Source organism: Mucilaginibacter sp. 14171R-50 (genome assembly GCF_010093045.1).
Lineage (GTDB): Bacteria > Bacteroidota > Bacteroidia > Sphingobacteriales > Sphingobacteriaceae > Mucilaginibacter.
Genome location: NZ_CP048115.1, coordinates 3,621,767 through 3,636,290 on the forward strand (window position 1 = coordinate 3,621,767; position 14,524 = coordinate 3,636,290).

At 45.6% G+C, this 14,524-nt stretch carries 13 protein-coding genes; 5 read left to right on the forward strand and 8 right to left on the reverse strand.

Annotated elements, in window-relative coordinates; translation table 11 throughout:
* Positions 1 to 5 precede the first annotated feature (5 nt).
* On the reverse strand, positions 6 to 3,131 hold the full coding sequence (locus tag GWR56_RS16435) for a SusC/RagA family TonB-linked outer membrane protein (protein ID WP_162432296.1): 3,126 nt from the start codon (positions 3,129 to 3,131) through the stop codon (positions 6 to 8).
* A gap of 302 nt (positions 3,132 to 3,433) precedes the next feature.
* Between GWR56_RS16435 and GWR56_RS16440 the strand changes: the two genes are divergently transcribed.
* Positions 3,434 to 4,165 carry an AAA family ATPase gene (locus GWR56_RS16440; protein WP_162432297.1) on the forward strand — a complete coding sequence of 244 codons (732 nt, stop codon included), beginning with the start codon at positions 3,434 to 3,436 and terminating at the stop codon, positions 4,163 to 4,165.
* A gap of 141 nt (positions 4,166 to 4,306) precedes the next feature.
* Here GWR56_RS16440 and GWR56_RS16445 read toward each other — a convergent pair whose 3' ends face one another.
* The 5 genes from GWR56_RS16445 to pbpC form a co-directional block, all read right to left on the reverse strand.
* Positions 4,307 to 4,672 (reverse strand): VOC family protein, encoded by a 366-nt coding sequence (locus GWR56_RS16445; protein WP_370463781.1) that lies wholly within the window; start codon positions 4,670 to 4,672, stop codon positions 4,307 to 4,309.
* A 3-nt stretch (positions 4,673 to 4,675) separates the two neighbouring features.
* Positions 4,676 to 5,155: a hypothetical protein gene (locus GWR56_RS16450; protein WP_162432298.1), complete on the reverse strand. Its 480-nt coding sequence runs from the start codon at positions 5,153 to 5,155 to the stop codon at positions 4,676 to 4,678.
* Positions 5,156 to 5,158: 3 nt separating this feature from the next.
* Positions 5,159 to 5,329 carry a hypothetical protein gene (locus tag GWR56_RS16455; protein WP_162432299.1) on the reverse strand — a complete coding sequence of 57 codons (171 nt, stop codon included), beginning with the start codon at positions 5,327 to 5,329 and terminating at the stop codon, positions 5,159 to 5,161.
* 91 nt (positions 5,330 to 5,420) lie between these two features.
* Positions 5,421 to 6,131 carry a 3'-5' exonuclease gene (locus GWR56_RS16460; protein WP_162432300.1) on the reverse strand — a complete coding sequence of 237 codons (711 nt, stop codon included), beginning with the start codon at positions 6,129 to 6,131 and terminating at the stop codon, positions 5,421 to 5,423.
* A gap of 9 nt (positions 6,132 to 6,140) precedes the next feature.
* Positions 6,141 to 8,525 (reverse strand): penicillin-binding protein 1C, encoded by a 2,385-nt coding sequence (gene pbpC, locus GWR56_RS16465; protein ID WP_162432301.1) that lies wholly within the window; start codon positions 8,523 to 8,525, stop codon positions 6,141 to 6,143.
* Positions 8,526 to 8,546: 21 nt separating this feature from the next.
* Between pbpC and GWR56_RS16470 the strand changes: the two genes are divergently transcribed.
* The 4 genes from GWR56_RS16470 to fbp all read left to right on the forward strand — a co-directional run bounded on the left by GWR56_RS16470 (position 8,547) and on the right by fbp (position 11,635).
* Complete coding sequence (locus GWR56_RS16470; protein WP_238395254.1) at positions 8,547 to 9,275, forward strand: glycosyltransferase family 2 protein; 729 nt, start codon at positions 8,547 to 8,549, stop codon at positions 9,273 to 9,275.
* On the forward strand, positions 9,275 to 9,979 hold the full coding sequence (locus GWR56_RS16475) for a tRNA1(Val) (adenine(37)-N6)-methyltransferase (protein ID WP_162432302.1): 705 nt from the start codon (positions 9,275 to 9,277) through the stop codon (positions 9,977 to 9,979). Before GWR56_RS16470 ends, GWR56_RS16475 begins: the two co-directional genes overlap by 1 nt.
* A 91-nt stretch (positions 9,980 to 10,070) precedes the next feature.
* Positions 10,071 to 10,562 carry a metallophosphoesterase gene (locus tag GWR56_RS16480; protein WP_162432303.1) on the forward strand — a complete coding sequence of 164 codons (492 nt, stop codon included), beginning with the start codon at positions 10,071 to 10,073 and terminating at the stop codon, positions 10,560 to 10,562.
* 23 nt (positions 10,563 to 10,585) lie between these two features.
* Complete coding sequence (gene fbp / locus GWR56_RS16485) at positions 10,586 to 11,635, forward strand: class 1 fructose-bisphosphatase (protein WP_162432304.1); 1,050 nt, start codon at positions 10,586 to 10,588, stop codon at positions 11,633 to 11,635.
* Between the two features lie 215 nt (positions 11,636 to 11,850).
* Here fbp and rnhA read toward each other — a convergent pair whose 3' ends face one another.
* Both rnhA and GWR56_RS16495 read right to left on the reverse strand, forming a co-directional pair.
* Positions 11,851 to 12,321 carry a ribonuclease HI gene (rnhA, locus tag GWR56_RS16490; protein ID WP_162432305.1) on the reverse strand — a complete coding sequence of 157 codons (471 nt, stop codon included), beginning with the start codon at positions 12,319 to 12,321 and terminating at the stop codon, positions 11,851 to 11,853.
* Positions 12,322 to 12,401: 80 nt separating this feature from the next.
* Complete coding sequence (locus GWR56_RS16495) at positions 12,402 to 14,504, reverse strand: cation-translocating P-type ATPase (protein ID WP_162432306.1); 2,103 nt, start codon at positions 14,502 to 14,504, stop codon at positions 12,402 to 12,404.
* Positions 14,505 to 14,524: the final 20 nt, after the last annotated feature.

Below are 14,524 nucleotides of genomic sequence, written 5' to 3' on the forward strand. Positions count from 1 at the left end.
TCTGCTTATAATTTTACTCTTAAACCTAACGAAATAGTGCGCGGGGTTGCCACTGTTCCGTAATCAAAACCGGCCGAACCCGAACCCCTTGTGGACGAATTGTTACCATTAACATCCGGGTCTGCCCCCGAGTAATTGGTGAGCATGAACACATCTGTAGCCGTAACAAATATGCTCGCGCTTTTAAACACTTTTGATGGTGCAAGCACGCTTTGCGGTATGGCGTAATTCAGCGTTATGTCTCTCAAACGCAGCCAGTTGATATCGTGTTCCACAAAATCCGATTCCATGGCGGCCGAGTAATAGGTGTTTTGGTAATATGGTGTAACCTGTATGGTATTAACCGTTGGGTTGGCCGAATTTTCGTTGCCATCCTTTAATACACCGGGAATAATGCGCGGCTGCATCCTGTCGAGCGTACGGGCGCTCAAACCATAACGGGTAAGGAACAGTTCGTTAGCATTAAATACATCGCCGCCCTTGCGTATATCAAACAAGAAAGAAAGATTCAACGATTTGTAGGTAAACGAGTTACCAAACCCAACAGTAAAATCAGGCTGCCTGTCGCCTACGGTTACAAAGGTATTGTTTGATATGGGCAACCCGCTCGATGGATCGACCAATATCTGGCCTTTATCATTACGGGCATAAGTATAGGCCGCGATATTGGTTAAGCTGCTGCCGGGGAATATGCTGGCGCGGGCGTTGGCATACACCCAGGTATCAGAGTTATAGTACTCGGGCAAATCGCCAAGGTTTATCACCTTGCCCCGGTTAAGGGTAAAGTTTACAAAGGTGTTCCAGGTAAAGTTTGGAGTTTTAACCGGGATGCCTGTAAGCTGGGCCTCTATACCACGATTCTTTATTTCGCCGCCGTTCACAAATTCAAGGATATAGCCCGATCCGTAGCTTATGCGCGGGTCAAATATCTGGTCAGTCGCCCGATATTGGTAAAAGCTGATATCTGCGCCTAAACGGCCTTCAAAAAACTGCAGTTCTGCGCCAAAGTCAAGTTGGTAATCCTTTTCGGGCCGCAGGTTTGGGTTGTTACCTGTAACGTCGTAAGCGAAACCACCACCGGTGGTAGCCTGCTGTATAACACTTGATTTGATTTTGTAAGGCGCAAATGGATCTTTACCCACACCGGCATACGAAAACCTCAATTTACCATAGGATAGCACTTTGTTATCCTTTAAGGCAGGGAGCTCGGTAAAGATAAAACCTGCACCAAACGACGGGTAAAAATAGCTGGATTTTTGTGTACCTGCTAAACGCGACGAGTAATCTTGCCGGCCTGTTGCATTAATGGTCAACATCTCCTTATACACAATACCTAACCGGGCGATCTCTCCTATGCGGCGCGTCTCAAAAAAGTTGCTCGAGTTGCGCTGTGTAGTAGGGGTGGTGTTATTGATCGTATTAAAATCAGGCTGCAAAAATTTCTCGCCATAAAAACCATTGATCTGGTCGCGGTTATCGTATACCTCGGCACCTACGGCAAGCGTTGTTCTGAAATCGCCAAAGGTCTTTTTAAACGTGGCAAATAACGACCCATTGGTGAGCAGGTTGTTGTCGTTATAATTATCGATAATACCGCCCGTGGATATCCCGTTAGTTGCTGCAAAGCTGTTTAAGGGCGAATTTTGATACGAGGAACTGTACTGGCTTAACAGGTTATTGCCGTTTGTAGTATAAAAATCGATACCTACAAGGGCGCGTAAGTTTAGCCAGCTTGCCGCATCGAACGATAGGTCGACATTGCCAAGCATACGGTTTGTTTTGTCGCGGCTGATGTTTTTATGAGCATCCCACAAAGGGTTATCAAAATCGACCGAAGCATCGGTTGTTACATTTTTTATACTGGGCGGCAATAAGGTACGCCTGCTGCCATCAGGGTTTAGATAGTTGCGCACATCATCGTTTGTAGGCCACGCCAGCGCATTAATGTATGTACCGGAGTTACCCTTATTTAACTTGCGGTTATCTATATTGAAATAGTTGAAGCTTGCACTACTGGATAACTTTGAGCTTAATTTAGCCGAACCTGCAAGGCGCAGCGATATCTTATCATTATAAGCTACCGGCAGCACACCGCCGGTATGCCTGTATTCGGTAGATATGCGGTAGGTGGCTGTTTCGTTGCCACCCTCAAGCGCCAGGTCGTGCTGTTGGGTAAAACCCGTTTGGAAGATATTCCTGACGTTATCATAAGTTTGTGTGCCCGGCGCGTAGGCAGGGCCAAAGGCTGTCCTTACCAACGGGTCAAGGTTACCTGATGAACCCGGGCCAAAGGTATTTTGCACCTCGGGGAAACGGTAAGCCTTAGCAAAGCTAAAATTGTTATCGTAAGTAAGCGCGCCATTGCCGCTCCGGCCTTTTTTAGTGGTGATGATGATGGCGCCGCCAGCCGCGTCAGAGCCATAAACGGCGGCCGCATCGGCACCTTTAAGTACGGTGATGTTCTCAATATCGTCCGAGTTGATATCAGCTATGCGGTTGGTAAAATCCTGCCGGCGGTTGTCGCCGTTTGATGCCAGCGAGCTTTGGCTCAGGGCGTCGTTATTAACACGGATACCATCAACCACAAACAAAGGCTGGTTGCTGGCGCCTATAGAAGTTATCCCGCGCAGCACAATCGAAGCCGAAGCGCCCGGTTGCCCGCTGGTACTGGTGATATTAGCCCCCGCCACACGCCCCTGTAAGGCCGTTACAAAGTTTTCGCGCTGGGTGGCCTGCACTGCCGAGCCTTTTATTACCTGTACAGAGGATGTAAGGTCACGCTTTTCCTGCCTTACACCAAAGCCGGTGGTTATGGTAACTTCCTGCAGACTTTTTAAATCGGGCTGTAATACTACGTTAATAACACTTTCGGAACCCACGGTACGTTCGGCCGGACTGTTGCCTATAAAAGAATAAACCAGTACCTGACCGGGTGCAGCGTTAATAGAATAACGGCCATTAACATCGGTGCTTACCGCTGTGGTGGTGCCTTTGATCTTTACTGTTACACCCGGCATTGAGAGGTTGTCTGCGCTTGAGGTGACTGTTCCGGTTATTGTTTTGCTTTGTGCCATTACCTGCAAAGCACAACAATTAACCAACAGAAGAAAGAGGAGTAGATGTTTCTTCATAAAGGAGTTTTTAAAAAGTAAGTAGATAAAAAAATGAATGTCAGGAAATATTTATTAATTATCAAATAAATATTGGGCGATTATATTTAACCATGTGAGATTAAGCCTCCCTTTAAATTAATTGTATTTACTTTGTTACTTTATAGTAAAAAGATAGACTTTGTGGGGAAAAATAAATGTAAATGCCTTATCGGGTTAACCGAATGGGGCCGACCTGTGTAAGCAAAGCAACATAATTATATACACTCCCGTATGCAAAACAGATAAGAGTAGTAAGTTTGTTATGGTTAAATAATACAGTAATGCCTTTTTTATCACGCATATCACTTCCCCCGCTTAATGAGGGTTTTTTGCAGCATATTTCGAGCCTTAATAATGGTTTACAACTTGAACTAAAAAACAACGTAACATTTTTTGTAGGCGAGAACGGTTCGGGCAAGTCTACATTACTTGAAGGGATAGCAGAGCAATGCGGATTTAGCCTTAGAGGGGGTAACCGCAACCATAACTTGAACGCCGGGCACCGGTTTGAAGGTTATGAATCGGCATTAGCTTCCAGTCTGCAATTGTCATGGACACCACGCCGGATAACAGAGGGCTTTTTTATGAGGGCCGAAAGCTTTTTTAATTTTGCTTCATACATCGATGAGTTGGCCCGCAGCGACCGCAGGATATTGAATGCTTACGGCGGCCGGTCGTTGCACGAACAGTCGCACGGCGAATCATTTTTAGCCTTATTTAATAACCAGTTCGAATCAGGAATCTATATCCTTGATGAGCCGGAAGCGGCACTTTCACCCGCCAGGATACTCGCCTTTATATCTGTTATAAACCAGCTTGATAAAAGCGGCAGGGCCCAATTTCTGATAGCAACCCATTCGCCGATGCTTATTTGCTATCCCGGTGCCACCATTTATCAGTTCGACGAAAGCGGCGTGCGCGAGACTACTTACCAGGACACCGAACATTTTTATCTTACCAAATCATTTTTAGACAGCCCGGCATCATACCTTCGCCATTTGATAGGTGAGTAGGTGTATTTTTTAAACGATCATCTCATACAGTCGCTCGGCTCCAGCCGAGTGACCATTATTATAAGGCCTCCGGCCGCATGGTTATAATTACGGCGGCAAGATGCCGGTCTTGCAGATCTTCTTTTGTTACCATGGAGCTGATTATTTTTTAAACTCCCCAAAATGCCAAAGGATGCCTGAGGGGTCGTGCACAAAGCATTCTTTACCCCAGGGCTCGGTTCTTACGGGGGTAAGGCGCACGTTGTATTTCTGTGTAAGATCAAGCGCTACCAATTCCTGCCAAAACCGGTTCACATCATCCACCTCCATAAAAAGCATAGTGTTATCTATCCAGTCTTTAACGTATGCATTCTGCAGGTAAAAACTTAACGCGCCGCTTTTAAATACGCACATATCGGGCGATAATACGGTTTCTTCAAAGCCCAGGTCGCGGTAAAAGCCGCGCGATACTTCGTAGTCTTTAGCGCCTATAAACGGACGCAGGGATATGCCTTTATGTTCCATCATTTGTTATTCACCTTGTCGCAGCCTTTTAATCTTTTCAAGTTCTAAAACATCAACCTGGTCTTTAGGCCGATTCACGGCTTTTTTATTAATTATTAATTGATTTATATGCAGGAAAGGGACAATTATGCCATCCAGGTCGGCAACGGATGCTAAATTGAGGCACTCATTAAAGCTAAGGTTTTCCAGTCCCTTCATATCAGTCATGATATCCAATTCTATCATTTGCCCTACATAAAAGCTTGTCCATCCGGCTACAAATTGCATTGTTTCAACTGAAGGAAAATCACCGTAACCCAATTCAATAAAACTTTTGCGCAAATTTTTCCGGTTGGTGTCTGTATCCTCAAGCCACATATCTATATCATCAGTATTACGGTTAAAGCCATGAAAACGGGTTGCAAAGCCACCTACCATTATATATCTTACATCGTTATAGTTAAGAGTGCGCCAAAAATTCAGCAACTCATCATCTAAAATATCCATAAATTACTTATGACGGATAACAGCTTTTTTTAATATCAAATTTGTACGTAGCATTTTAGTGAAAAGCTGTAATTTTTCCATATCGGGTCTGTTCATATCTCTCCTTAACCTTTCAGTTTCATTAACATATATCAGATCACCAGGTTCCTGTAAGCCTTTTTTTTCGTTTTTCATGAATACTAATATACAAATTATAAAGTGCCATAATGCAATAACACCATAAAGGCGGGTAGCGGTTTGGTGCATTAATCTGCTTTTTTGCATCCTACACTATCCTTATGCTTTCATCCTCTATCAAAGCCTCGCCGCGGTAACGCCTGATGAGCTGCGCGGTTGCTACCACATCTTTTTGGCAATAGGTGCAAATGCGCTCTAAAGCATTTTCAACCCAGTAAACATAGCCAACCTGGCTGCCATCAATATCATCTTTTGGGGTAGGGATGTTAAATATAGCGGTAAGCAGGCTTAACGAGGTATAGTTCTTATAATCGCCGAACTTCCATAGCTCCATAGTGTCCAGGTGGGGTATTTCCCATGGCTTTCTGCCCTGTATTTGTAAATGAGGCGGAAAAGTTACACCATTGATCAGCATGCGGCGGCAAATGTAAGGGAGGTCGAACTCCTTGCCGTTATGCGCGCAAAGAATGAGACTTAGCGGCTGGCTGCACAGCATCTTGCTAAAATCTGCCAGCAGTTCCCTTTCATCGTGCCCGGCAAATGATTTTACCCGGAGGCCCGGCCGGTTGCCGCCGCTGTTGGTAAATATCCCCACTGATATACAAACGATCTTGCCAAACTCGGCCCAGATACCCGCGCGGTCGTAAAATTCTTTAGGTGTGTCGTCTTTGCGCTGGTATTGTGTTTTATGCGCCCAATGCTCCTGCAACGCATCAGGCATATCGTCGTAATTACTGTATTGGGGTACGGTCTCAATATCCAGTACCATCAGGTTGCTCAGGTCGTATTGTTCAAGCATGGTACTAAGTTATTTATTCTTATCCAGCACCTCAAAATTTATTTGCAGAGTATTGCCGCCGGCATCAACCAGCGTCAGCTTATGTTTCCCGGGCGACGGGTTTAGGGCCATTTGGTGATAGGTGCCGCTTTCGCCAATGTATTTATCATCCAGGTGCCAGTAGATCTTCGTACCACTTTGCCTGTGCGCGGCATTACAGATCAGCCTGCCGCGCTTGCCATCGGCTTCCAGCGGTACGTAAACCTTGGCGCCGTCCTTTGGATAGATGAGCTCCATTGGGTTGGTTTCGGCCTGTTCGCAGCCCGGCGCATAGGCCGGCAGTGCGTGGTACTGGTAATTCTTGGTTTTGTAATAATACTCCATTGATGGGGGCAGCACAAACCAGCTTTTGTTAACGATATTATCCGGCAGGGTACAATTGCCCGTTACCTGGTACTTTTGGTCGGCAGAAAGGTGCACCAGCCTGTGCCACGGACAAACAGGTGCCTTTAGCCCACTTTTGGGTACCTGTTGCTCAATTACATCATTACAGTATTGCCCGGCGCGGTACCCGCTTTCGCGACATACGTTTATCTTAACCATTTCGCCGGTTGGTTCTTCAAACCAATCGCGCGCTGCTGGCAGCAGCCTAAAGATGTCAAACAAAACAGGCGCGGCGGTATGTATGCCGGTTAAGCCAGGCCTGCCTTCGCCGTCGGTATTGCCTACCCAAACGCCCACCACATATTTGGGCGTAATGCCAATGGCCCACCCATCCCTAAAGCCAAAGCTGGTACCCGTTTTCCACGCGATGCGTTGAGTAGAGCTGAACTGCTGCCAAAGCATTTCTTCCCCGGGGCGCATTACATCTTCCATGGCCTGCAGGGTATAGTAAATAGAAGCTGCATCAAGCAATCCGCTTCTCTCAAACGCCGGTTTCTGACGGGGTGATAACGAATATACAGGGGTGTGGTAATCAGCCGGATCATACTTGCCACCATTGTTATTGTAATGGTTAAGTACCCTTGCCATATCGGCGTAAGCGCCTGTAAGTTCCCAAAGGGTATTTTCGCCACCACCCAATATCAGCGAGAGGCCGTAATGATCAGCAGGTTGGTTTAAAGTGCTAATGCCTATTTTTTTTAGCTTATCGTAAAAACGCTCGTACTTATATTGCTGAAGCATTTTTACCGCCGGGATATTCAACGATCGAGACAGGGCGTTTGATGCAGGTACTGCACCATCGTACCCCAAATCAAAGTTTTCGGGGTGATAGCCGGCTATTTGGGTAGGTACGTCAGCTATCAGGCTGTTGGGCAGTATCAGCCCATCGTGCAGCATACTGGCGTAAAGCAGGGGCTTTAGCGTACTGCCCGGGCTTCGCGGTGCATTTACCACGTCAACATCGCTTTCCATTTCGGGGTCTTCGCGGTGGGTTATATTGCCAACATACGCCAGGGCGGCGCCGCTTTCTACGTCTAAAACAACCGCTGCAATATTGTTAATATCGTTGGCTTTTAAAACCTGATGATGTTTTTCGACTATATCGCTAACCTGATCCTGCAACGTAGTTTTTAAGGTGGTTTTTAAGCGGGTAAAAGTCTGCCTGTTGTTTTTAAAATCTCCTTTAAGGCGTTGCAGCAGGTGTGGGGCAACCTGCGGCAGCGACACGGGTTTATCGGGTACAGGTTCCAGTTTTGCAAGCACCATTGTGGTGCTGTCGATAACGCCTTGTTTATTCAGTTTTTCCAGCAATAAATTCCGTTTTTTTAATAAAATTTCACGGTTTTTCCCGGGATGCACCAACGATGGCGAGTTGGGCAGCACGGCCAGCGCAGCCATTTCACCCCACGATAATTTATTGGGTTCGCGCCCAAAGTAGCGCCATGCCGCCGCGTCTAAACCAATAACATTACTGCCAAATGGGGCGTTGCTGGCATACAGGGCCATTATTTGGTTTTTACTGTAGCCCAGTTCCAGCCGCAGCGCCATAAATATTTCGCCTATTTTATTCCATACGGTACGGTTGTGACGGGTGGCGAGGCGTATAACCTGCATAGTAATGGTACTGCCGCCACTGGTTACCCGTTTGGCCTTAATATTTTGCCTTATGGCCCGGCCAAACGCCAGTGGATCGAAACCCCAATGACTCTCAAAACGCTTGTCTTCAAAAGCTATGATACATTTTTTAAACTTTTCGGGCACCTCAGCATTATGAGGAAAGCGCCATTGCCCATCGGCAGCTATCGATGCACCTAATAGCCGACCGTCATCATCGTCGATAACAAAGGATGTAGGGCTGCTGAATAAAGGCCTGGGCAAACAAAGGGCAAACCACAGCCCGAAAGCAAACAATATAGCCAGTAATATCACTACTTTTGGCTTTTTCAGGTTTTGCTTTATCCAGGATAGCATTAATTTGGCATTTTATAATCCATGATGAAAATAGGTAAATTATCAATAATTATCCCGGCTTTTAACGAGGGTAGTACCATACACCTCATTCTGAATAAGATAAAAGCCGTTGCGCTGATGGATAATATCCAAAAGGAAATTATAATTATTGACGATTGCTCTACCGATGAGACCGAAAAAGCCGTTGCTGATTATCAAGCCGCCAACCCCGAACTTGACATTAAATACTTTAGGCACATCAGGAATGGTGGTAAAGGAGCAGCGTTGCACACTGGTATAGCCCAGGCTACCGGTGAATACCTGATTATTCAGGACGCCGACCTGGAGTATGATCCCGCGGAATATAACGATCTGCTGAAACCTGTTTGTGCCGGCTTTGCCGATGTAGTTTACGGTTCCAGGTTTATGGGCAGCAATCCGCACCGGATATTGTTTTTTTGGCACACCATTGGCAATCGCTGGCTAACTTTTCTTAGTAATATGATCAGTAACCTTAACCTTACCGATATGGAAACTTGTTATAAGTTGTTTGATACCAAGCTTTTGCAATCCATCAAATTAAAAGAAAAACGCTTTGGATTTGAGCCTGAGGTAACGATGAAAATAGCGCGCATCCCACGTATCCGCATTTACGAAGTAGGGATCTCTTATTATGGCCGCACTTATGAGGATGGTAAAAAAATAGGCTGGAAAGATGGCGTACGCGCTATATACTGCATCGTTAAATATGGTTTATTTAGCACCAAGTAATGGCTGATATTTTTAAATTTAAACAGTTTGAGGTTGACCAGGAGGGCTGCGCTATGAAGGTGAATACCGATGCTGTGCTGCTGGGCGCTTTGGCTGCAGCAAACAATCCCCAAAGTATTGTAGATGTGGGCACCGGAACAGGCGTAATTGCCCTGATGCTGGCCCAGCGTTTTGCCGTGGCAAATATTACCGCCATTGAAATTGATGAGCACGCGGCAGAAACCGCTGCACGAAATTTTGAAAATTCAGCTTTTGCAGACAGACTGAATATCATAAAAGGCGATTTTATAGAAGTTGGGCATCCTGAAAAATATGATCTCATCCTATCCAATCCGCCGTTCTTCCTGGATTCGCTTACCTCTGCAAATCAAAAGAAGAACCTGGCGAGGCATACGGATAGCTTATTTTTTGATCGATTGGTGAAGTATGCTGCCGAACATCTAACCGATACAGGCACCTGCCAGTTGATCATACCTTTACCGACCGCCGCTGTTATCGTGGACCTGTTCCCAAAATATCAGTTATACCTGCAAAAAGTTATAGCTGTAAAATCATTTGCTGATAGCGAACCCCACCGGGTAATATTGACGTTTGGCAAAGAGCAAAAAGGCATTGCTGAAGACGAGTTTGTAATTTATGATGCGCCCAAAGTTTACTCTACAGATTATCAATTGGCCCTTGGAGACTTTTTAACGATATTTTGAGAAATTCTAAATTTCAAAGCTCTAAATCCTGAAATTAAAAGTCGAAAACACAAGGAACATCTAAAATGGTAAATCTAAATTCTAAAATTGTATGGTTCGTATAGGCCTGATATCAGATACCCACGGTTTTTTGGACGACGCCGTTTTTAAGCATTTTGAGAACTGCGACGAGATATGGCATGCCGGTGATTTTGGAAATATTGAGCTGGCCGACAAGTTAGCCGCCTTTAAACCGCTAAAAGGAGTATACGGCAATATCGACGGCACGGACGTGCGAAAAGTTTACCCCGAACACCTGCGTTTTATGTGCGAAAAGGTGGATGTTTGGATGACGCACATCGGCGGGTATCCGGATAGGTACGCGCCAAACGTAAAGCGTGAAATATACACTAAGACTCCTGGTTTATTTATAAGCGGCCACTCGCATATTTTGAAAGTTATTTACGATAAAAAAATAAATTGTTTGCATTTAAACCCCGGAGCAGCCGGGAAACAGGGCTGGCACAAGGTGCGAACTTTGATAAGGTTTTCTATTACTGACGAAAAAATTCATACCTTAGACGTTATTGAACTGCATAAATAATATGTAGTTTTTACACTAAGCCCATGAAAGCAGTAAAAACATTAGGACAATTTATTATCGAAAAACAGGCCGATTTTCCGTACGCCAAAGGCGAGCTATCGCGACTATTGCGCGACATAGGTATTGCCGCCAAAATCGTGAACCGTGAGGTGAACAAAGCCGGCCTCGCTGATATTTTAGGCGATAATGGTACAACAAACATACAGGGCGAAGGTCAGAAGAAACTGGATGTATATGCTAACGAGCAGTTTATCTCGGCGCTGCAATATGGAGGTGAGTGTTGTATGGTAGCATCCGAAGAAAATGACGAATGCATCCATATCGAATCGGAGATATCGAAGAACGCTAAATACGTGGTGGCTATCGACCCATTGGACGGCTCGTCAAATATTGATGTGAATGTTGGTGTGGGTACCATCTTTTCTATTTATCGCCGTATCTCGGCCGGTGGCAAGGCGGGGCTGCCAGACGTGCTTCAGCGCGGTACCGAACAGGTAGCTGCAGGATACGTGATCTACGGCTCATCAACCATGCTGGTTTACACTACAGGCAAAGGTGTTAATGGCTTTACGCTGGACCCATCTATAGGCGAATTTTGCTTGTCGCACCCTAATATGCGTATCCCGGATGATGGGGTTATTTATTCCATCAATGAAGGTTATTATTCGCATTTTCCGGACGGGGTGAAAAAATACATCAAATATTGCCAGGTAGAAGACGATAAAACCAAACGGCCCTATACATCGCGCTATATAGGCTCGATGGTGGCCGACTTGCATCGTAACATGATCAAAGGGGGGATATTTATTTACCCGTTAACGGCGGCCGCGCCTAATGGTAAGCTGCGCCTGGTTTACGAGTGTAACCCTATGGCATTTATTATAGAACAGGCAGGAGGGAAGGCCAGTAACGGCTATAACCGCATACTGGAATTGGATGTAACCGAGTTGCACCAGCGATCGGCGATATTTATCGGCTCCAAAAATATGGTTGGCAAGGCCGAAGAAATGATGGCCTGCTTTTCGCCGCAGCTGATAAAACGGAATTTCGAGGGTGAAGTGTGTTTGCAATAGATAGTTAATAGTTGACCAGATCACGGTAACTGAGACGCGTCACTACTAAGAATAGAAATACACCCTAAGTGTTCACGTTCACACCACATGAACACCGTGAACACTATGAACATGTTGATAATCAGATATTTTACTTTTTGTGTACTGACACGATAGTGCCACCAAAAGTTTAGCGGAAATTTGTAACCATGTACAATTTTTAAGCGTAGGGCCGCTTACAACAAACCCGCTTTAGCTGATTCCATTTCGAAAACAGAGTCTATTAAAAGATCCTTTTGTTTGCCGGCAGCTACTGCAAGCTGGTCGCAGCGCTCATTTTCGGGATGCCCGTTATGGCCGCGTACCCAAACAAATTTAATGTGATGTAATTTGGCAATAGTAAGATAGCGCAGCCAAAGGTCCTTGTTCTTCTTATCTTTAAAACCCTTGGCAACCCAGCCATGTACCCAGCGTTTTTCAATCGCATCGATAACATATTTGGAGTCGGAGTAAATGGTGACGTTTTGGTTAGGCGCTTTGATGGCTTCCAGGCCGGTGATAACGGCCAGCAATTCCATACGGTTATTGGTGGTTTTACGATATCCTGCCGAAAGCTCTTTATAGTGCTGTCCCGAACGCAATATTACTCCATAACCGCCCGGCCCCGGGTTTCCGCTTGATGCACCGTCTGTATAAATTTCTATCATAAGCCCCTTAACCCCCTGAAGGGGGAACAAAAGTAAATAAATAGTTAAACATAGGGCTAATCTTTTAAAAAGCTCCCCCTTTAGGGGGTTGGGGGGCTTACTTTCTTCACCTTCAACCTTAAGGAGTTTCCAATCACAATCACATCCGAGAATGCCATAGCAAGGGCGCCTATCATCGGGTTCAGGAAACCCAGTGCAGCTACGGGTATGGCTATGATATTATAGGCAAAAGCCCAAAACAGGTTTTGTTTGATGGTAAGCAAGGTGTGCCGGCTTATTTGCAGAAAGGTTACTACCGATTGCAGATCGGTGTTAAGCAATATCACCTTAGCCGATTGTATGGCAATTTGGCTGGCATCGTTCATAGATACGCCCACATCTGCCTGGGTAAGGGCAGGGGCATCGTTTATACCGTCGCCTATCATTATGGTTTTGCCTTTTTTGCGGTACATATCAACCACTTTCAGCTTATCATCAGGCAGCATCTCGGCATGTACCTCTTTAATGCCCAAAGTTGCTGCAAGTATTGAACAGCGCAACGTTTTATCACCACTTACCAGCACCGGGGTAATACCTGATTTCTTTAATTGGGATATCAAATTTATTGCATTAGGCTTTATGGTATCATCAACACCTATTTGCGCCATCCGTACCTGGTTGCGGTACAGGGTGAGGTTAAAATGATCGGGGGTTTTATGTTTGGCCGTACCTAAAAAATAGTTGTTGCCATCTATATCTTCGGCGCGCATGCCCAGGCCTTTTTCCTCGGTAGCGCTGCGCAATATTATTTTTTGCTGAGGCTGCGCCTGCAAGCCGCTCACCAACGATCTGGCGATAGGATGGTTAGAGCGTTCCTCAATGGCGGTGATCACGCCGCGGATCTGTTCCATGGTAAAACCTTCTTCGGGCTTTATTTCGGTGATGCTGAATTTACCGGTAGTTAACGTACCCGTTTTGTCAAACAATACATACTTAGTATTGGCAACTGCTTCAATCGTATCGCCGCCCTTTATCAGTATCCCGTTTTTAGCGGCCCTACCCAAGCCAACCATTACGGCCGTAGGCGTAGCCAAACCCATTGCACACGGGCACGAGATCACCATAACGGCAATAGCATTCATAATAGAATTTTGCATGCCTGCATCTGTTGCAAAATAAGTTATCAGAAACGTAAGCAGGGCTATTACAATTACCACCGGCACAAATATCGCCGCCACCTTATCGCCCAGCTTTTGAACGGGGGGCTTGGCGGCCTGGGCTTTTTTCATCAGGTCGATGATCTGCGAAAGCGTACTGTTTGAACCAACTTTTGTAGCCATTATACGGATATTGCCTTGCTGCACAATAGTGCCTCCAATAACCTTATCATACTTTCCTTTAATTACCGGGATGCTTTCACCGGTTATCATGGCTTCGTTCACCAGCGCATCGCCCGATAGTATTTCGCCGTCCACGGGCACCTGGTCGCCTTCGTTAACCAAAAGGGTATCGCCGGATAACACCTCTTTGGCGCCAATCACTTCAATGCTGCCGTTAACAACCCGGTTAGCCATTACCTGCTGAAACTTCATCAGGTCCTTTACCGCCGAAGTAGTTTGGTTTACCGACCGCTTTTCAAGCACGTTGCCAAGTAATACCAGGGTAATGATGGTTGCGCAGGTTTCGTAAAAAAGGTAATGCCCGCCGAGATTTTGAATACTGCCCACCAGACTATATATAAAGGCCGATGTTGAACCGATAAATATCAGTACATCCATATTAGGAACACCGTTTTTTAACGAGCTATAGGCACTTTTACCAAAATGCAGGCAGCCCACAATAAACACGGGCAGGCATAGTATTAATTGTACAATATGGTTATGCAGAAAGTGCCATGGCAAAACCATGTGTAGCAATAAGGGGGCGGTAAATATGGCGCAGAAGATGAATTTATTCTCTACCTTGTCATAAAATGGTGTTGCCTGTGCATTTTCTTCGTCAACAACCTTAAATCCGAGGCCTTCAATATCTTTGATGATCTGGGGCAGAATAGACTGGTCGGGAGTGCTGAATTTCACCTCTTCGGAGGCGAAGCTAACCAACACATTGTGCAAGCCTTTCTTCTCCAATAACTTATGGATACTCATTGCACAGTTGTTGCAATGCATCCCGGTAACATTCAACTCCACTAATTGCTCTGCCATAATTACAAAATTAACCGGTA

Coding starts and splice junctions, on each gene's coding strand:
- GWR56_RS16435 (WP_162432296.1), bottom strand. CDS start 3,131: ATGAAGAAACATCTACTCCTCTTTCTTCTGTTGGTTAATTGTTGTGCT.
- GWR56_RS16440 (WP_162432297.1), top strand. CDS start 3,434: ATGCCTTTTTTATCACGCATATCACTTCCCCCGCTTAATGAGGGTTTT.
- GWR56_RS16445 (WP_370463781.1), bottom strand. CDS start 4,672: ATGATGGAACATAAAGGCATATCCCTGCGTCCGTTTATAGGCGCTAAA.
- GWR56_RS16450 (WP_162432298.1), bottom strand. CDS start 5,155: ATGGATATTTTAGATGATGAGTTGCTGAATTTTTGGCGCACTCTTAAC.
- GWR56_RS16455 (WP_162432299.1), bottom strand. CDS start 5,329: ATGAAAAACGAAAAAAAAGGCTTACAGGAACCTGGTGATCTGATATAT.
- GWR56_RS16460 (WP_162432300.1), bottom strand. CDS start 6,131: ATGCTTGAACAATACGACCTGAGCAACCTGATGGTACTGGATATTGAG.
- pbpC (WP_162432301.1), bottom strand. CDS start 8,525: ATGCTATCCTGGATAAAGCAAAACCTGAAAAAGCCAAAAGTAGTGATA.
- GWR56_RS16470 (WP_238395254.1), top strand. CDS start 8,547: ATGATGAAAATAGGTAAATTATCAATAATTATCCCGGCTTTTAACGAG.
- GWR56_RS16475 (WP_162432302.1), top strand. CDS start 9,275: ATGGCTGATATTTTTAAATTTAAACAGTTTGAGGTTGACCAGGAGGGC.
- GWR56_RS16480 (WP_162432303.1), top strand. CDS start 10,071: ATGGTTCGTATAGGCCTGATATCAGATACCCACGGTTTTTTGGACGAC.
- fbp (WP_162432304.1), top strand. CDS start 10,586: ATGAAAGCAGTAAAAACATTAGGACAATTTATTATCGAAAAACAGGCC.
- rnhA (WP_162432305.1), bottom strand. CDS start 12,321: ATGATAGAAATTTATACAGACGGTGCATCAAGCGGAAACCCGGGGCCG.
- GWR56_RS16495 (WP_162432306.1), bottom strand. CDS start 14,504: ATGGCAGAGCAATTAGTGGAGTTGAATGTTACCGGGATGCATTGCAAC.